This is a genomic window from Aidingimonas halophila (assembly GCF_900106955.1).
GTDB classification, from domain to species: Bacteria; Pseudomonadota; Gammaproteobacteria; order Pseudomonadales; family Halomonadaceae; genus Aidingimonas; species Aidingimonas halophila.
In genome coordinates this window covers 223181-241974 of record NZ_FNNI01000006.1, presented here as the reverse complement: position 1 = coordinate 241974, position 18794 = coordinate 223181, and the positions used below count along the sequence as shown (strand labels likewise).

The 18794-nt window shown below is 54.9% G+C and carries 15 protein-coding genes and 1 pseudogene; 12 read left to right on the top strand and 4 right to left on the bottom strand.

Annotation, left to right across the window (positions count from 1 at the left end):
• Positions 1–114: 114 nt before the first annotated feature.
• The 6 genes and pseudogenes from relB to BLW01_RS12910 all read left to right on the top strand — a co-directional run bounded on the left by relB (position 115) and on the right by BLW01_RS12910 (position 9343).
• Positions 115–339 (top strand): type II toxin-antitoxin system RelB family antitoxin, encoded by a 225-nt coding sequence (gene relB / locus BLW01_RS12940; RefSeq protein ID WP_092570374.1) that lies wholly within the window; start codon positions 115–117, stop codon positions 337–339.
• A 42-nt stretch (positions 340–381) separates the two neighbouring features.
• A pseudogene (locus BLW01_RS18785) lies at positions 382–588 on the top strand (type II toxin-antitoxin system RelE family toxin); the annotation flags it as partial.
• Positions 589–805: 217 nt separating this feature from the next.
• A complete protein-coding gene (locus tag BLW01_RS18895; protein WP_175529839.1) occupies positions 806–3061 on the top strand; it encodes a flagellin N-terminal helical domain-containing protein in 2256 nt (751 codons plus the stop codon).
• A 413-nt stretch (positions 3062–3474) separates the two neighbouring features.
• Positions 3475–4659, top strand: a complete 1185-nt coding sequence (locus BLW01_RS12920; protein WP_092570366.1) for a FliC/FljB family flagellin — start codon at positions 3475–3477, stop codon at positions 4657–4659.
• A 214-nt stretch (positions 4660–4873) separates the two neighbouring features.
• Complete coding sequence (locus BLW01_RS12915) at positions 4874–8929, top strand: O-linked N-acetylglucosamine transferase family protein (protein WP_092570364.1); 4056 nt, start codon at positions 4874–4876, stop codon at positions 8927–8929.
• Positions 8930–8974: 45 nt separating this feature from the next.
• The gene (locus BLW01_RS12910) at positions 8975–9343 is read left to right on the top strand and encodes a hypothetical protein (protein WP_139243937.1); all 369 of its coding nucleotides are present in this window, start codon (positions 8975–8977) and stop codon (positions 9341–9343) included.
• A gap of 111 nt (positions 9344–9454) precedes the next feature.
• Here BLW01_RS12910 and BLW01_RS12905 read toward each other — a convergent pair whose 3' ends face one another.
• Positions 9455–12040 carry a sensor domain-containing phosphodiesterase gene (locus tag BLW01_RS12905; RefSeq protein WP_092570360.1) on the bottom strand — a complete coding sequence of 862 codons (2586 nt, stop codon included), beginning with the start codon at positions 12038–12040 and terminating at the stop codon, positions 9455–9457.
• Positions 12041–12610: 570 nt separating this feature from the next.
• Here BLW01_RS12905 and BLW01_RS12900 point away from each other — a divergent pair.
• The 5 genes from BLW01_RS12900 to BLW01_RS12880 all read left to right on the top strand — a co-directional run bounded on the left by BLW01_RS12900 (position 12611) and on the right by BLW01_RS12880 (position 14902).
• Complete coding sequence (locus BLW01_RS12900; RefSeq protein ID WP_092570358.1) at positions 12611–12961, top strand: hypothetical protein; 351 nt, start codon at positions 12611–12613, stop codon at positions 12959–12961.
• 168 nt (positions 12962–13129) lie between these two features.
• A complete protein-coding gene (locus tag BLW01_RS12895; protein WP_373294205.1) occupies positions 13130–13354 on the top strand; it encodes a hypothetical protein in 225 nt (74 codons plus the stop codon).
• Between the two features lie 47 nt (positions 13355–13401).
• The gene (locus BLW01_RS18890) at positions 13402–14028 is read left to right on the top strand and encodes a sodium-independent anion transporter (protein ID WP_092570356.1); all 627 of its coding nucleotides are present in this window, start codon (positions 13402–13404) and stop codon (positions 14026–14028) included.
• Positions 14029–14042: 14 nt separating this feature from the next.
• Positions 14043–14501 carry a YeeE/YedE family protein gene (locus tag BLW01_RS12885; RefSeq protein ID WP_092570354.1) on the top strand — a complete coding sequence of 153 codons (459 nt, stop codon included), beginning with the start codon at positions 14043–14045 and terminating at the stop codon, positions 14499–14501.
• The gene (locus BLW01_RS12880) at positions 14498–14902 is read left to right on the top strand and encodes a DUF6691 family protein (RefSeq protein WP_092570352.1); all 405 of its coding nucleotides are present in this window, start codon (positions 14498–14500) and stop codon (positions 14900–14902) included. The genes BLW01_RS12885 and BLW01_RS12880 overlap by 4 nt, the downstream gene beginning before the upstream one ends.
• A 121-nt stretch (positions 14903–15023) precedes the next feature.
• On the opposite strand, the gene BLW01_RS12875 is transcribed toward BLW01_RS12880, so the two are convergent.
• On the bottom strand, positions 15024–16739 hold the full coding sequence (locus BLW01_RS12875; protein ID WP_229806459.1) for a PilZ domain-containing protein: 1716 nt from the start codon (positions 16737–16739) through the stop codon (positions 15024–15026).
• 300 nt (positions 16740–17039) lie between these two features.
• Here BLW01_RS12875 and BLW01_RS12870 point away from each other — a divergent pair, with 300 nt between their 5' ends.
• Positions 17040–17543: a hypothetical protein gene (locus tag BLW01_RS12870; protein WP_092570348.1), complete on the top strand. Its 504-nt coding sequence runs from the start codon at positions 17040–17042 to the stop codon at positions 17541–17543.
• A 96-nt stretch (positions 17544–17639) separates the two neighbouring features.
• Here BLW01_RS12870 and BLW01_RS12865 read toward each other — a convergent pair whose 3' ends face one another.
• On the bottom strand, positions 17640–18536 hold the full coding sequence (locus BLW01_RS12865; protein ID WP_092570346.1) for a DNA replication terminus site-binding protein: 897 nt from the start codon (positions 18534–18536) through the stop codon (positions 17640–17642).
• A gap of 19 nt (positions 18537–18555) precedes the next feature.
• Entirely contained in the window at positions 18556–18783 is a 228-nt protein-coding gene (yacG, locus tag BLW01_RS12860) for a DNA gyrase inhibitor YacG (protein WP_092570344.1), read from the bottom strand.
• Between the last annotated feature and the right edge of the window lie 11 nt (positions 18784–18794).

Genomic DNA, 18794 nt, shown 5'->3' with positions numbered 1-18794 from the left:
AGCCCTGCCCATGTGCCACCGACAGCAGATTGATTGATAACCCCGGATATTGATGGTGATAGAATTGATCCTGGTATATGCTATACGTGTATAGCACTTGCCAGGAGACCTCCCGTGTTGGCAATACGACTCCCCGAAGATATCGAAAAACGCCTTGAGGCATTGGCGAAAGCCACTGGCCGTACCAAGACCTATTATGCTCGTGAAGCGATTCTGGAGCATCTGGAAGATCTCGAGGATATCTATCTGGCTGAGCAGACCCTGGAACGTGTCCGCCGTGGCGAGATGACGACCCACAGCCTGGACGATGTGGAACGTGATCTTGGCCTGGCAGATTGAACTGACGGATGATGCTGTCAAGCAGTTACAAAAAATGGACATGCCGACGCCAAGCGAATTCGAGATTTTCTGCGTTCGCGGTTGCAAATGGCAGACGATCCGCGCCGGTTGGGCAAGCCTCTGACAGGCGAGTGGCGAGAGTTCTGGCGATACCGTGTAGGCAACTATCGTCTGATTGCCAGTATCGACGATGGCCACCTTCGTATTCTGGTTATCCGTGTCGCTCATCGTAGCAAGGTATATCGCTGAACCATTACTGCATTCCCTCCTACCTGCCTGATTCCACAAGGTTTTGGGGGGGCTGTAGGAGCGGCTTCAGCCGCGATAGGCGGTGTCGCTGACCTCGATACCCTGCCAGTCGCGCCCAAGAGACTGTGCCGCAACGCGCATGGTTGGCTGCGACATTAAAGTTCCCTTTGGCGTTGCCGATACATGGTTCATGCGATCTTGGGTACAGGGAGAAGCCGTGAACGCGATTCACACCAATTTGGCCGCATTGACCAGTCAACAACATCAGCGACAAGCCCTGTCTGAAGGGCGAACCGCCATGGAACGACTGGCTTCCGGAATGCGCGTCAATGGTGCCCAGGATGACGCCGCCGGGCTCGCCATCGGCAATCGCATGACCAGCCAGGTCAACGGCCATGCTCAGGCGCAGCACAATGCTAACGATGGCATCTCGCTCTTGCAGACAGCGGAAGGTGCATTGAGCCAAGTGAATGACCGTCTCCAGCGAGTCCGCGAACTCACCGTACAAGGACTGAACGGTACCCTGAACCTGGATGATAGCGATGCCATCCAGGCAGAGATCAATGCCAATCTCAAAGAGATCGATCGTATTGCCGAATCGGCAGAATTCAACGGTATCCCGCTACTGGATGGCAAGGCCGGCGATATTGACTTGCAGACCGGCACCAATGACGGCGAACAGCTTGGTGTCGATATGTCTGGCCCGGGCTTCAGTGTCGAATCGTTAGGACTCGAAGATTTCACGGTGGCCGGTCTCGAAGGCGATGTCTCACGCCGGGATCAATTGATTGGCCGAGCATTGGATATCCACGTGGATGCTCCCAATACAACGATGGATTTCGATGTGCCGACCAGCAATACCCCCACTCTGAGGAACATGGCACAAGGCAGTGGAGACGGCCCTTATGGCTACTATGTCAGTGCAGAAGAGGGCGGCGAGCCGGTATTCTACGATGCTTCAGTAACGGCTACGCACGAAACGGCGACTGATCAAAGTACGGTCAATATCAGTACCGAACGGCTGTACCGTACGGTTGATGAGATACCCGAGTCCACAGGGGGCACCAGTACAGAGCTGCTGGACAGCAACGGCAATACGATCAGTGGCGATCTCGTGCAGAGCGACGACGGTCGTTACCTGATCGCCAGCACCGATGGCGAAGGCGAAACCCGCTACCTGGAAGCCGAGTTACGTTTCGAAGCCGGTAGTGGCAGCCTGACCGCCCAGGCCATCGATGACCAGCCAATGATTGCGGGGGGCGTTTCGCCAGTCAATACGTTGGCCGGGGCAGACGTCACGGACCCCGATGTCAGTGTCAGCTATTATCACAGCGATAACAGCCATCTCTCGCCTTCCGGCCAGGGGGTCGTAGAAGCGGATGGCTTCCAGTATATCGAAAGTGGCAGCACACCAGCCTATTACAGAGTGGACGAAAGCCGTACCGGCGCGATAACGCACGGTGACGGGACAACGACCGTGAATGTGCATGCCGATGACGATATACCGTTACGGGATGGCAATATCGCCAGTACGACCGATATCGATCGAACGCCCCGGCTCGACTTGCCTGACGACACCAGCGAGATCGATTTTCGTGATTCTGACGATAATGCGCTCGCCTCCGGTGATGTACGCCTCATGCAACGTGAAGACGATGACCACTACATGATCGAGGTGGACGAGGGCGGTGGAGTGTATAGCTACTATGAAGCCCAGGTGGATGTGGTGCGTGACGCCGACGATACGTCGTTCACGGTTTCCGCGCAGAATGACGACGCCACCACATTCGATCCCACCCAGCATGAGGTCGAGACCGTCAATGGTACATCGACCGTGACGATCGACCCGCGTAATGTCGAAGTGAACTATACCGATAGCCATGGTGATGATCATCAGGACGTACTGCGGCAGGGGGGAGACGGCAACTACTATTTTGACCTACCCGACAGCAGCTCGGATTACGGCAATTACAAGGTGGCGAACCTGGTCGATACCGAAGACAACGACATTCTGATCAAGACGATTAATGGCAACAACGAAGTCATCATTTATCACCCCGCCGACTTGAATACCACGTACAACGTCAATGTGCGCACGGATGCCAACGGTTTCGATAACGATGACTCCGTAAGTGATGGCACGCCGCATACCGTTATCGACATCACCGAAGACGCCCGGGAAATCCGCCTCAAGCAACCCAAGAACCCACTAACAGCGCTCGATCAGGCCATCGGTATGGTGGACAGCAAACGTAGCCATCTCGGCGCCCTGGAAAACCGGCTAAACTCGGTGGCCGAAAGCAGCGAAACGGCGGAAACCCAACTCTCTAGCGCGCGATCACGCATCATGGATGCCGATTACGCCGCGGAAACCGCCAACCTGACCAAATCCCAGATCCTGCAGCAAGCAGGCAACAGCATGCTTGCCCAAGCCAACCAGCTTCCCCAAAATGCGCTCTCGCTATTGGGATAAGCTCACCAATATAGCACCGCCGGGGCGCCTGACGACCCATTACGACTATAATCTCTCCCACCTTCCTGATTCCTCAAGGTTTCGGGGTTTTGTGAAGCGGTTTCAGCCGCGATGCAGAGCGCCAGCCCTGCGACTCGCCACTTACCGAATGCCAGAACGCACCAATCGAGCCATATCATTGATGCATAAGGGCTTTATGGTGTTGTAGGAGCGGCTTTAGCCGCGATACAGGGCGCCAGCCCTGCCATAGTGACAACATTCCCGCAAAAAATTTCAAATCCACCCTAAAGCTTTCCCACCCCCTTCCGATAACAGGGGTAACGGCCAACGGCGCCGTTGAGGCAGACCCGGGAATGGTTTCACCACCGAGGTCCGCCAGTGGAGCCAAACCAAATGAGAGGAAGGACATCATCATGTCTGTGATCAATACGAACATTACCGCGCAAATCGCGCAGCAGAACCTCAGCAACTCCAGTGACGTGCAGACGACAGCGATGGAGCGTCTGTCCTCTGGTCTGCGTATCAACAGCGCCGCCGACGACGCCGCGGGTCAGGCGATCGCCAACCGCATGAGCAGCCAGATCACTGGCCTGGGCCAGGCGCAGCGTAACGCCAACGACGGTATCTCCGTCGCCCAGACCACCGAAGGTGCCCTGAATCAGGTCAACGACAACCTGCAGCGCGTTCGTGAACTGACCGTTCAGGCGGAAAACGGCACTAACTCCGAGGAAGATTTGCAGTCCATCCAGGACGAGATCGGCCAGCGTCTGAGCGAGATCGACCGCATCTCCGAAGAGACCGATTTCAACGGTGTAAAAGTTCTCTCCGAGGGAGATAGCCTTGAAATTCAGGTTGGCGCCAACGATGGCGAGTCCATCAGCATCAATCTGGAGGAAATCAGTGCCGAAACGCTCGGTCTGACTGACTTTAATGTCGATGGACCGCGTGATGTAGAAGCCGCTGATACCGCCACTGTCGATGAGTTCCTGAGCGATGAGGATGTCAGCGACGTTGGCACCGTTACAGCAATGGATGGTACGGATTTCGGTCTCGCATCCGCCTCTGCTGCTGCGAGTGAAGAAACTATTTATTCAGATGCCAATGGCGACTTGTATGCCAAGGTTAGCTTCGACGGTAGTGAGATGACTTCTGATGAGATCGAGGATCTGCAAGCGCAGGGTATCGATATTGATTCAGATAGCACTGATGTTACGGCTTATATGTCGTTGAATCCCGACGAAGCCACTGTCAACGGAAGCGGCACTGCTAATTTCGATAGTTTGTCGAACACTGATGATCTTTCCCGCTTGTCAGTGGAACCCACGGAAGATCCTCTGGAAACCCTGGATAGTGCCTTGAGTCAGGTCGATAGCCTGCGGTCCGAGCTGGGTGCAGTCCAGAACCGCTTCGATTCGGCCATCAACAACCTGGCAACCAACGAAACCAACCTCTCTGATGCCCGTTCACGGATCGAGGATGCCGATTATGCCACCGAAGTCTCCGAGATGACGCGGGGACAGATCCTCCAGCAGGCGGGTACATCGGTACTGGCGCAGGCCAACCAGATCCCGCAGAACGCCCTGTCTCTGCTGGGGTAATACCAACAAAGACCGAGGTAACACCGTCATCAGTTGTGATGACATCAAAGGGTGGCGTTCAGCGCCACCCTTTCTTTATTCGCCGGGAAAACTTGCCTGATATCTCAGTGCATTCACGAAAATAGGGGGTAACCCCCATGTTTTTCGACTCACCGGCGACTGGTTGGACAGGGTACATTGGCAAAGTGTATTCGGGATAAGAGAGGATGGAAGCATGAGTTCAAAGCGGCAACGTCGATCGGCATATCAGCAGCGTGGTCGTCGCAACCAACGAACGGCAGCATCCTCCTATCGAGAGCGGGCTAATACGTTCCTGGCGTATTATGAACGTCGTGAATTGCCGAGTGCACTATCGGTTGCCGAAGATATCGTCGATCGTTATCCCGGTGCTCTGTTTGGCTGGAAGGCATTGGGTACGACGCTGATGGAAGGCGGTGATCCCGATAAGGCAATTGAGCCATTGAAAAAAGCGCTCGACATCCAGCCTGAAGACCATGAAGCGCACAGCAATCTGGCCAAGACGTATCAAAAGCTCGGACAGTACGACAACGCGTTACATCATTTGAGGGAAGCCTTACGGATCCGGCCCGATGATTATCAGGCGAATATTCGTATTGCCGATATCTATAAAGCCAAAGATCAACATGAAGCGTCGATTGAGCATCTTGATATAGCGATGGAGGCTGAGCCGGATTCAGCACTATCCAAGCTTCGGAAAGCGAATACCCTAATCGGGAAGCGTCAATATGACGAAGGGTTGCGACTTCTTGAGTCTCTAGTATATGAGCATCCAAACCACGCTGGCGGACGTAGCAATCTGGCAAACCTATACGGCACAATGGGGCGTTTTTCTGAGGCAGAAGACGAGTACCAAAAGGCCATGAAGCTGGCGCCAGGATATCATCTGCCTTTCTCGAATTATTTTTTTACTGCTCACTACAACCCGGCGCATGATGCTGAGTCGTTTTACCGCATGGCTGCATCGTGGCATGAACATTATTCGCGTAATGATGATTTAACAAGAGCTGCTACCACAAAGTCCGTCAGTAAACGGTTAAAGATAGGTCTCGTTTCCAGTGGTTTACGGTCACATCCAGTCGGGCAAATGATTACTTCATGTTTAGAAAATGTAGATAAGCGAGATTTTGAGCTCATTGCCTACGCTGACCGCCTAGCCAATGATTACCTTGGTAAAAAGATAAAAGCGGTTGTTGATGAGTGGCATGATGTTCCTCATCTTCAGGATGAAGCGCTAGCCGATAAAATCGTTGATGATAGTATCGACATATTGATTGATATGACAGGCCACACATCGGGAAATCGCCTGATGGCTGTGGCACGAGAGCCAGCGCCATTGATTGTGAAGTGGGTGGGAGGTTTATTTAATACTGTTGGCCTTGAGTCTTTTGATTACTTGGTCAGTGATTTCGTTGAAACGCCTGATGGATCTGATGAATACTATTTCGAGAAACTGATTCGCCTTCCAGACGATTATATATGTTATCTGCCACCTTATTATGCACCTGAGGTCAGCGCTCTCCCTGTGTTGACTAATGGTTTTTTGACGTTTGGTTGCTTCAATAATCCAGCGAAAATTAACGAGCCATTATTATCTGAGTGGGCGAGGCTGATGAAAGAGGTTCCTGAGTCTCGTCTTTATATGATAGGTGGTCAGTACACTAACGAAAGCTATTGTGAATGGATTTATCAATATCTCGAGTCCCATGGCATCGGTCGAGAGCGTATCCTGCTGGAAGGACCGAAGAAGCATAAGGAATTATTGGAATCCTATAATCAAGTCGATATCTCATTGGACCCTTGGCCCTACTCCGGCGGACTGACGACCTGTGAGGCATTATTGATGGGCGTGCCCGTCGTCACCATGCCGGGGCCGACCTTTGCCGGCCGTCATAGTGCCACCCACCTCGTCAACGCCGGCATGCCGGAATTGGTGACGAACAGTTGGGATGAGTACCGGGAGCGGGTACTGGAACTGGCCGGTGACCTGGATAGCCTATCGACCATACGTCAGCATCTGCGTGAGGTACTGACTAAATCGCCGGTGTGCGATGGCCCGCGTTTCGCCAAGCATTTTACGACGGCCATGCGCGCGATCTGGCAGCGCTATTGCGATGATAAGGCACCGGCGGCATTGACCTTCAACAAGGAAGGGCAAGCCTGGTTCGAAGATGAGGATACCCCTGTTCATATCGAACCGACGCGTGATGATGCAGCCGACACGGAGAGTTCTGGATTCCGCTTCCAGTTCGAGGGCAAGATCATCGCCATCGACAATGGTGGCGAATTGCTGAACCATGCCGCGACGCAGCAGATGTTGTCACTCAATGCGTTCGAGGTCATTACCTTTGACCCTCGTAGTGAGGCCTTGCAGCACTCCTTGATCCAACATGAGCGCGTACACCATTATCCTAATACCTCGTTGGGCGACGGACAACCGGCCACGCTCTACACGTGTCTTGACCCTTCGATGACAGCATCACTGCCGCCGCTGCCCTCGGAAAACCTGTCGGATGAGCAAGCTCAAGGCGCCAAGGTATTGGCGAAATTGCCGCTGAATACCATTGCGCTTGATAGTATAGAGGGGCTGCCATCGCTGGATTGGTTAGTTCTGGATGATCGCTGTGATACCGGAACGATACTCGAGAACGGCAAAGCGGCCTTGAAGGATACGCTATTGATACAGGTGCGTGTCGCTTTCCAGCCGACACATGCGTCTCAAGTCACTCTCGATAGAGTGACTGAATGGGCCCGGCAGAACGGCTTCCGTTTCTATCGTCTTCATAACCTTCAGCACAAGAGTCATCTCCCTGCGCGAGACGATCTGATCCGATACCAGTCTACAGAGTTGACACATGCCGACGTGCTGTTGCTGCCCAATCGACAGCGCGTGGCAATGCTTGATGATAATCGACGAATGAAGCTGGCATTCATTCTTCATACGGTCTATCAAGTGAAGGACTTGACGCATGAATTGATTCTGAATTCTGATGAAACGTTAGCTGAGCATTATCTGGTCGATGAAGGTCTGCTTGGGGGCCAAGCTGTAACATCTCCTTCCAGTTCACAACGGGGGAAGAAAAGAAAAGTTTTTGTAGTTGGCTTTCCAAAGTCAGGAACATCGACTTTACAAAAGGCCTTGGAAGAAAGCGGTTACCGTTCGGCACACTGGAAAGTTAAAGAAGGATATGTCGGTGAGCTGATGTACCTTGGTCTTGAGAGCCACGATGACCCATGGTATTACCTGAGTCATTATGATGCGATTACACAAGGCGATGTGTGTATACCATCTCAGGGTTTGAACTTTTGGCCTCAGCTAGATATTTCCGTCATAGAGAAGATACGTCAGCATCATCCTGATTGTCTTTTTATACTAAATTATCGTGATCCCGATAAAACTGTAGCTAGTATCATGCGTTGGGGGGATTTAGGTGCTCGAATTGAGTCATCAGATATACCTGGATTACCCGTGGGGAATGGTGATCAGGATGAGTTGAAGCGCTGGATTGAAAACCATTTCAAGAGTGTTAGAGCGCTATTTGAAGGATCCGGGAATTTCCTGGAAATTGATATTGAGTCAGATAATGCTCGTCGTGATCTCGGAAAATTTATTGGAATAAGTATTGGTTGGTGGGGAGTTGAGAATAAGAACGATAATCTTCCGAAAAATGAGATCATTGTTCCAAAAAGACCTCATATGTCTGAGGCTGAAGGTGATCTGTTTCATTGGATGTTGCGTGATTCAAGAACCTATTTTGAATTTGGCTCTGGAGGGTCAACCGTATGGGCAGCTGAACAAGGGCTGACCGTATATGGTGTAGAAAGTGATTCTACGTGGGTAAATGGCCTGTCCAGAAAGCTGGGTGACGCATGTCAGATTAGTGTTGTCGATATCGGTCCAACAAAAGAATGGGGTTATCCAGTATCCTTGTATAAGAAAGACAAGTTTCCAGGCTATAGCCTGGCGATTCATGAATATAAGGAAGCTTTTGATTTAATTCTTGTTGATGGGCGGTTCCGTGTCGCATGCATATTATCATCGATTCGTCATATTCTGGAAAATCATGATGATCCGAGTAAGGCGCGGATATTCGTCCATGATTTCTGGAATAGAAATAGTTACCATGTAGCGCTGGAGTTTCTTGAAATCGTTGATCGTGTTCAAACTGCTGCGGTGTTCAAGGTTGCTGAGGATGTAGATATCGAGCAGGTTCAAGCATTGTGGGAAGAGTACTCGATGGTTCCTTCTTGATAGTCTGAGTGCGACGTCCTTTTGAGTCGGCAATAAAGGTTCTTAATGCCACAGTCTATGCAGATCACCCCCCGCGACATCCTTGATGACATCCTCCCCAAGGTCAAAGCGACGGAGCGTGTCGTCAACAACACGCTCAAGTCGATGCTCGAGGCGGCGGACGACTCGGCGGAGCGGAGGCGGCTGGAAAACCAGGTGATGGAGTTCGAGCTCGAGATCACCATGATCATGATGAATCTCGAGCACTTGATGAACCGCTATGCCATGGCGTTCCAGGAGGTGACCGATGCCGGTCATCGCCGTTCCGGGCCGGTGTTGGAACTGGATCAACACGAGGTAGTGGCGATCGAGAGTGCTCGGAAGCTGTATGAGCGAATACAGGAAGTGCAGCGCGCTGATACATCGCCGGATTGAGCGATGCGTTGAGAGTTACTGGTCATCATTCGCTCAAGCTTCCTGCCACTGTGCGACTGTTCCCATCGACATGAACATTCTGTGGGGGGAACGCTCAAGGAAGAGGAGTATTCAAAGAGAGTGTCCGAACCCCTTGGCCGGAAGACGTTCCGGCAATGAACGGAGCTCTGCCAGTGGCATGGGCCTTGCAAATCGGTAACCCTGTAGCAGGTCGCAATGTCGGCGGACCATGTCCTGCTGCTGCGCTTCGGTTTCAATGCCTTCGGCAACGACCATCATCTCCATGTGGTGTGCCATGGTGATGACGCCTTGGACGATAGCGGCACTGCGATGGTCGGATAGTGTGTCGGAAATGAAGCTGCGGTCGAGCTTTACCTTGTGTGTTGGTAAGTCGCGCAGGTAACTGAGGCTGGAAAAGCCGGTCCCGAAATCATCGATCGCCACACGGACGCCGATAGCCTTGAGTGTCTCCATCATGTCGATGACCTGGGATGCGCCGTCCAGAAATACACTTTCCGTGACTTCCAATTCCAGTTGATTCGGCGGTAAGCCCGTTTCTTCCAGTATTCGGCGTACCTCATCGAGGAAGCCATCGCGGTGAAACTGCAACGAGGAGATGTTCACGGCGACCGGCAATATTCGCTCTTCCTGCGTGCGGAACCGTGCCATTTCCAGGCAGGCTTGGCGAAGCACCCAGCGTCCCAATGGGATGATCTGGCCGGTGCGCTCGGCCAACGATATGAACTCGTAAGGTGATATTAAGCCGCGGCTAGGGTGGTGCCAACGTACCAGGGCTTCTACACCGCAGACACGTCCGCTCGTGGTTTCCACCAGCGGTTGGTAGTACAGTTCAAATTGCTCTTCGTGCAGCGCGGTATGCAGGTCATGTCGTAATAGTACACTGTCCTTGATGCTTGCTACCTCGCGATCCCGATACCATTGCCAGGTGTTGCGCCCTTGCCGTTTGGCTTTCTCCAGGGCCAGGTCAGCATGCTGCATCAACTCGTGGGGTTGATCGAGCGTGATGTCGTTACAGGCGATGCCAATGCTGACGCTGATATGAAGGCAATGGTCATCGACTTCGAAAGGCATTGCCAATGTCTCCAGGATACGATCTGCCAACTCGACGACCTGCTCGTGGCTATCGCACCCCGTCAGGAGCAGACCGAACTCGTCACCTACCAGTCGTCCCAGCATTTGCCCTTCGCTCACCAGCGCGTGAAGTCGTGTAGCCACCTTGGCCAGCACCTTGTTGCCCAGATGATGACCCAGGCCATCGTTGAGAGTCTTGAAGCCATCCATGTCGAGATACATCACTGCCAGCAGCTTCTGATGCTGCTGACTGTCATGGAAGGCCTCTGACAGGCGGGCATCGAAGGCCGTACGATTGGGCAGGCCGGTGAGCAAGTCGTGACTCGCTTGGTAGGCGATCCGGGCGTCCTGCCCCTTCTGGCGGGTAACATCCTGCTGGATGCCAATAAAGTGAGTGCAGGTCCCTCTGTCATCGAAAACGGGGCTGATCACCAGTTGATTCCAAAACGGCGTGCCATCCTTACGGTAGTTGAGCAGTGTCACTTCAACATCACGCTGAGTGCGTATCCCGCGACGGATAGCATCGACAGCCTGGGAGTCAGTTTCGGGTCCTTGCAGGAAGCGACAGTTGATGCCAATGACTTCCTCATGCTTGTAGCCGGTAATGGTCGAGAACGTGGGATTGGCATAGGCAATTGGCATGTCGGGCTTGCAGGCATCCACCATCAAGACGCCGTTCGGGCTAGCATCAATGCCACGCTTGAGCAGGCGCAGCTCGTCGGTTTGTTGTTTACGCTCGGTGATGTCGCGGCAGATGCCGTAGACGCCAACGATGTCACCGTCGATGATCACCGGGAAGTTGGTGATCTCCAGATAATAAGGGTGTCCTGAGGCGTGTGTGCCCATGGTTTCGTAGGTGATGGCTTCACCCTGACATGCGGTATCGAAGGCGGCTTGCGTCAGGTCCCGGTAGTCGGGGATGATGAATTGGTTGAAGTGCAGGCCTACCATATCGGCTTCGGAGTAGCCGGTAATTCGTTCGAGGGCGGCATTGCCACTCTGGAAACGGCCCTCCAGGTCGAACGAATAGACTCCGTCCGGATGATTGACGAACAACGAGTGGTGCCACTCGGATAGCGTGCGATGTGCCTGTATATCACGGTCGCGGATCAACGCCAGCGCAATCAGCGCCGCCGCTTGGCGCAGTCGGCGCTTGTCGTCTACGGTAGGCTTTTCAGGAGAACGGTAGTAGGTGTCAAAGGTCCCCAACAGCTCTCCATTGGCAGTCACTACCGGGCTTGACCAGCAGGCGCGAAATCCCTCGGCCATGGCCGCTTCCCGCAAGCCTTCCCAGCGAGGGTCGGTCGTGATGTCCTCGGTGATGATGATACGGCGTTCGAAGGCCGATGTGCCGAAGGAAGCGACACCGGGTCCGATTGGCACGGCTTGGAGCCGTTGTATATAGCTCTGAGAAAAGTGCTTGCTGGGTACCAGGCTCAATGTGCCTTCGTCGGGGTCATGGCGCATGAAGACTATGGTGGCACTGGGAAGCAGCAGGCTCAGCCAGTGGGCGATGGCATCGAGAGTTTCTTCAAGAGGATGCTGCTCGGCGATCAGCTCATGAATAGTCTGCTGTGCCTTCAATAGCTCATACTCGTCGTGCATTAAGCACTCCCTGTATCGTTGAGCTTGTCCAGTCGCATTAGACGCCTCATGTATGTGGTCACAGCTATCGCATCTAGCCATGGCAGGATCGGTTACAACAATCAAGGAAAGAGCGTCCCTGTTATTCAGGGCATCGACCAGACGCCTTGGTACCTGAGGGCGGAGTGGTTGTCGCCAGATGTGAATGTCACTGCCATTCCAGCCGCTGTATCCAGTGGCGACCCAAGGTGCCGAATAAACGGACGCTTGAGCCGTCGTTGGGTCAGCGAAAAATCAGTGACCAATTAACGTGACGGCGTGGCATAAGGCCACGGAGTTATCTGAGGATCAAGGCTTCGCAGGTGATATGATGACTATGCGATATTACAAGATAGATATCTTCTATTGTCATCTCATGCATCCGTAAGATCAACCTTCTTTCGGGACAATATCGTAGTCATCCGGATTGGCGATGCCTTCAAGTTTACCGATCTGCATGGATTGGCAGCCTTCCCGCGTGACCTGTGCTCGATCGCGTATATGAGACATTATTCATCTCTCTCTGCTTAAGTTCCATTTGGCCGCGCCGATATGTCTTCCGAGTGGGGGCCAAGGAGGCTCGGTATTTCCACAAGGTGTGGCATCTCTTGGGTTTTGATTGCGGGGAATGTCCGTCAGGTCGCCAATCTGGTCGATGAAATTGCCGGTGCGACGCATCAGCAGTCTTCCGGGGCGGAACAGATCAGCCAGGCGATCTCGCAATTGGATCAGGTAACGCAGCAGAACGCCGCGCTGGTGGAGCAGACGGCCACCGCCAGCCAATCGCTGGATGACCAGACGGATGACCCTTCCATTCCTGTGTCATTTTGTCAGTTCAAATCGCAGGTTAGTTATGCCTGTAGGGCATATATGGATATTTTTGTGGCAACCTTTATATTCTAAAATGTTCTAACGTTAGAATTTAAATGTGAGTTACTCTAGAGGAAAGCATCCTTTTGGAGTAGTCATGAAAACCTTCGCCTTTTCACCAGGCCAACCCGATGTGGCTGGCTTCTTCGACCCCCACACTTTCAGTATCCAGTATGTCGTTAGCGATCCCCTGACACGCCGGTGCGCGAGCAGCGCGAGACCAACAAACACCGGCTCGGCGAAAGCAGCGAGGCCGAGTACGTCGAGCTCCGCAATCGCCGCGATAGCGAGTTGCCCATGCCGAAACTGATCCTGCACGCACTGCAGGTCAATATCCTCGGCGGCCGTCTCCCCGAGCCGGAGAGCAACGGCAAGCGCTATCTGAAGATCCCGCTCGATGCCCTGGAATGCGCGGTGTGGGAGTGAGATGAACCCAGGTCACGACACGGCTCGGGTAATGAAGCCGGCAGGTCATGAATCAGCAGCATAGAACCGGACTGGCACGCTGGATTCCGATCCTCGACTGGGGGCGGCGCTACAACAGCCAGTGGTTGGGCGAGGATCTGCTGGCGGCCATCATCGTAGCGATGATGCTGATCCCGCAAGCGCTGGCCTACGCCATGCTGGCGGGACTCCCGCCGGTGGTGGGCCTGTACGCGAGCCTCGTACCGCTGGTGGTCTATACGCTATTGGGGACCAGCACGACGCTGTCGGTGGGGCCGATGGCGGTCGTGTCGTTGATGACGGCTTCGGCGCTGTCGCAGGTTGCCGAATCGGGATCGCAGGATTATATCGCTGCGGCCCTGGTGCTGGCGTGTCAGGCGATCAACGTCATCGACGCGACGGCGCTGGAGAGTCTCGAGGCGCTCAATCGGCGCCTGCGAGATAAACATATCGGGCTGCATCTGGCCGAAGTCAAAGGGCCGGTGATGGATCGATTGCGCCGTACCGTGCTGCTCGAGACGCTCAATGGCCGTGTCTTCCTGAGCATCTTCGATGCCTGGTGCTCTCTGCATGGCCGCGGGTCGGCGCCGTTGAGTCATCCCTGTATCGAATCGCCCGATTCCGGGCATTCGGCGACGGCTGGTTCAAGACAATAGCAAGAGGAAACGAGATGGAAACGATGAGTGGGTTGCAAGGTGCACTGGGTGGCGTCTTGATCGGTCTTTCCGCCACCCTCCTCATGGCACTATTGGGGCGCATCGCCGGGATCAGCGGTATTCTTTCCGGGCTGATTTTCGACCGTGGCGGGGACAGCCTCTGGCGCTTGGCGTTTCTGCTGGGCCTTGTCTCCGGTCCGGGGCTTTTGATGCTGTCTGGTCTGGATTGGGGCAATGTGGCAGGCGACGATGCCGCGCTGATCGGCACCCCGGCAAGTGGGTCGACGACGATGTTGGTTGCCGGCCTGCTGGTCGGGCTGGGCACTGGCCTGGGTAGCGGCTGCACCAGCGGGCATGGTGTGTGCGGACTGGCGCGCCTTTCTCCGCGGTCGATGGCCGCGACGCTCGTCTTTGTATTGGTCGCCATGCTGACGGTGTACGTCTCGCGGCACATGCTGGAGGGCGCAGTATGAAAGTGCTGGCCGGTTATCTGGCGGGATTACTGTTCGGGCTCGGCCTGGCGATCAGCGGCATGACCGATCCGGCGCGGGTCATTGGTTTCCTCGACGTGGCCGGTAGCTGGGACCCGACCCTGATCTTCGTGCTGGGTGGTGCCGTCGTTACTACCTTCTCGGGGTACCGGTTGGTCTGGCGACGCCCGGCGCCATTGCTCGAGACCCGCTTTCAGCTACCCACGCGCCGGGACCTCGATGTTCGGCTGTTGGGTGGTGCCGCGTTTTTCGGCATCGGCTGGGGGCTTTCCGGCTATTGCCCGGGGCCGGCGGTCGCCTCGCTGCCGGGACTGAGCTGGCCATTGCTGATGTTTCTTGTGGCCATGATGTCAGGATGGTGGCTGGCACGTCGCGGTGAGTGAAGTAAAAAGTGGGAAGGGTGTGACGAAATCCATTGGTGGCCCGCGTAAGTCCGGCATATCGACGGCTGCGGTCTGAGAAGAGGGAAGCTTCATCCGCTAGGACGAAGAGCAGTCACGATGACTACTCTTTCAGGACAATATCGTAGTCATCCGGGTTGGCGATGCCTTCAAATTTACCGATCTGCATGAAATCGTGCGCTTCCAGTTCGGTGCTGATGGCCGTATTCGGAAAGGCGAGGTTTTTCACGACGTTGACTCGGGTCGGCATGCCCTTGTTGTCAGTGTCGATGATCCATGCCAGGAATCCGCGCGAGAACTGGGCGAGACAGCCGATCGGATAGAGGCCGTATATCTGAATGTATTCGACCAGCAGTGCTTTATCGTACTGTTCGTCATGATCGCTGACCCACCGGTAGGCATCCAGAGGCGCACGGGGGGCCGCCCCGTTGCGGGGATGCATCAGCTTGTTGATGGCCTTGATCAGCCCTATCAACCGAGCGGTATCGTTGAGGTCTTGATCTGTCTTGCCGTTAGGGTAGCCACTGCCATCCAGGCGTTCGTTGCTGTTTTCCAGGACATTGCGACAGAGTTGGCTGGGTTGCCAGCCTGCGGTATCCAGCGTTTCCAGTAAGGTCGTGGTGTGGCCTTTCAGGAGCGTTTTCTGGTCCGGCGTCATGTTGGCCTTCAGGGTAGGCAGCTGCGGACCCAGCATCAGCGGTTTGCCCATGGTATGAATGAGGGCGCCCGCGACACTTTCCCGAATATACGGGGAGTGCGGGTCCCTGCCGATCATGAAATCCGCCAGTGTTGCGGTGACCTGAATGGCGTGGCGAACCCATTCTGCTTCATTGCGTAGCAGCGAAAGGGCATACAACAGTTGTTTGCGGTCCTTGTTGACGAGCAGCAACAGCGTATCGACACAGTCATAGAGCGTGTCTTCGGGGAAGGTGTTCTGATTCTTGAGAAACATCAGGATGATGTGGAGCTGCTTGGCGAGCTCTTTGACACCGCGCGTCATCGGTGGCTGGTTCGCGTGTTTTGCCTTGTCCTGCGCTTCGCGTCGCATGATCTGTTTTTCTTTCTTCCCGGCGATGAACAACGGTGATCCGGCGCCCGCTTCGGGGTTCATGCCGGTGCGTATCGCGACCTCGCGTTCAGCTTCCGCGACAACATGAAACAGGTGTTCGTCGAGGGCGTGATCCTTCTCGATGAATTGCAATCCCACGGCGGCATGAGTCGATGAGCCGAACGGGCGAATGTGGCGAATCAATCCCTTGGTGGAGATCGATGTCCCGTTGGGAAAGTCGATGAGCACCCTGGGAATGACCTGGTCCACGCGCAGGGCAGCGCTGTCTTCGATCGCGATATCGATCATGCAACCACCGATCGAGAGGTTGCGCAGCTTGCCCTTGATGTTCAGTTCATCTTCGTAGACTTCGCAATTGACGCGGGCCTGCATTCCCAGGATGAACGGGATGCGAATGGCGTCACGGTTGTCGTTGAGCAGCACGGAATCGGGAAGCTGACACTGGAATTCGTAGAGGTGGTGGTCACGCTTGATGGTGATGGCGCTGACCCTCTCGAAATTGAATATCTCTGCGCCGCCATCGTCATCCTTGACTTCGATATCGAAGGACAAGCGACCGTCCCGGCTGTAATGGGAGATATCGCGACCTCGGGAATCCGCGCAGATGGTGAGGTGTCCCGTATCGGCATCGAGCCAGGTGATATCGCCGGAGAGGGTGCCGGTCAGGCTGTTTGAAAAGATGAATAGCTCATGGTCGCGATCCATGAGCGACTTGACCACCTTGGCGGCCGTATTCTCGGCGAAATGCATGGTATGACCCCTTTGTATCATTTGCGATGTCATTCGCCGAAATGACTGCCTTCCGTGCTGACTCGGCGCTTAGCCTCCTTGGCGTAGCGACGGGGGCGTCGATACTGTAATCCTAAAGCATATTAACTATGGTAGATAGCCCACTGGGTCGGTGCTTTGTTTATTGTGAACAAAACACATTCTGTCCCGGTTATGATTTCTTAAAGTTTTCCAGCATGCTGCCGATATCTCCGTTATAGCCTGATTTTTATCCTTAATAAAGACGACACTAATTCAAGTAGGCTAGCTCAAGGAGGGCAAATGTACTATCGCCGGCAACGGGGCATTCTTGCGATCCTGATTTGGGTGGCGGCGGGGGCGTCGGCACCGTATGCAACCTATGTATTCATGCGATTCGGTCTGGTAGCGGCGTTGTGGAGCATCACGCTGAGCGTTTTACTGTTTGCGACGGCATTGTGGTGTACACACATCAATGAGCGGTTGAATGCCTTGCTGGAAGCTGAACAACCGCCGGAGGCAGAGGGCGACTCATCGTTACCTGAAGGAATCGAGTCGGGATTGAAGATTTTGCGCATCGCCCAGCATAGTCCGTTGCGTGGACATGTGAACGAGAAAGCCATCATCGTGGCGATCAATGGCGAGATGCCGTCGACGGCGGCCGAGGCCAATGAGTTGATGGTCGAGGGTGTGAATGACATAGAATGGATGGGGCCGAACGGCAAGGTATTGACCTCGAAGGTCGAATGCGATGGCGGCGATATCATGGCCCAGTTCGAGCAGGTCACGCCACCGAAACGTCGGTAAAACAGGCAGGGCTGGCGCCCTGCATCGCGGTTGAAACCGCTGCCACGACCCCCGCTTCACCTCATTTCGCTGGCACCGGGCCGTGCAGGCGCAACGTCAGTCGTGGTGGTCCTTGCTTTCCTTGTATCGGAATACCCGCAGGCTGGGCAGAAATACCGTCTCTTCCAGCCGTTCATCGTTGCGTTTGGCACGGGTGCGTTTTTCGCTCGGTGTCGGCGGCGGCGTGTTGTAGTCGGGAAGCCGTCCAGCGTCGCTGGGGATGAATAGCGGCAGGGCGACGTTCATGGCGCGGCGTTGACGGCCGTCCACCAGTGGTTCCTCGAAGAACAGATTGGCGCGCATCAGTGGCGCCTGGGTCTGGACCTGGGCGAGGGGCTCGGTGTCCGGGATCCCGGCTAATCGTTTGAGTTGGATACGCACGTGGGCGGCATCGGTGTCGAGTGCCATCAATTTCTTTTCGGCATCCCTGACGGAAAGCTTCTTGATGGAGCGTCCGCTGGTGTACCAGGCGAGCCGTATTCGGGATAGCGGTGCATCGGCGACGGGAATGGCCCGCCAGCACTGTTTCAGGTGAAGTCTTGCCAGGCCCTGACCGCGCAGGTGGTTGTGAAGCGCCGGGTGGCGGAAGGGCAGTACGGCCTTGATCTCGGCAATCAGTGCCGGCACTTCCTCGCGAATACGGGCCAGCAGTTCACTGAACTCGGCCTTGGCGGCATTGACGCGGGCGACTTCGGCCATCAATGGCTCGTCGGCGGCAATCAGGGCGACGTAACTGCGAGTGGACCGGCCATCCTGACCGTCGCGATACCAGAAATCGGTGAGAACGCCGTGCAGCCAGTCGGCATCCGGGGTGGGCGTATCCAACGACCAGGCCGAGACGTTGCTGCGTCGGTATTGATCGACGAGCGCCTCGATACGTTCGATCAGGATATCGAAATGGGCCTCGAGTTCCGCCAGCAGGCGATATTCCGGTGCCTGGTGCCAAGTGCTCATGCGGGTGTCGACGAGCCAGTCACTCGTCGCCTCGCTCCTGTCGCAGGATCATCTCGTCGATCTCGGTTTCATCCATGGCCGGCTCACCGGCGATGCGGTGCGATTCTTCCGCCCAGGCGCCCAGGTCGAGGAGTTTGCAGCGCTTGGAGCAGAACGGGCGATACAGGTTGTCCTCGGTCCACAGGACTTTCTTGTGGCATTGTGGACAGGCCACTTCCAGCGGGCGATTGGTGGTTCGTTGCGTCATGAGATTCCGGT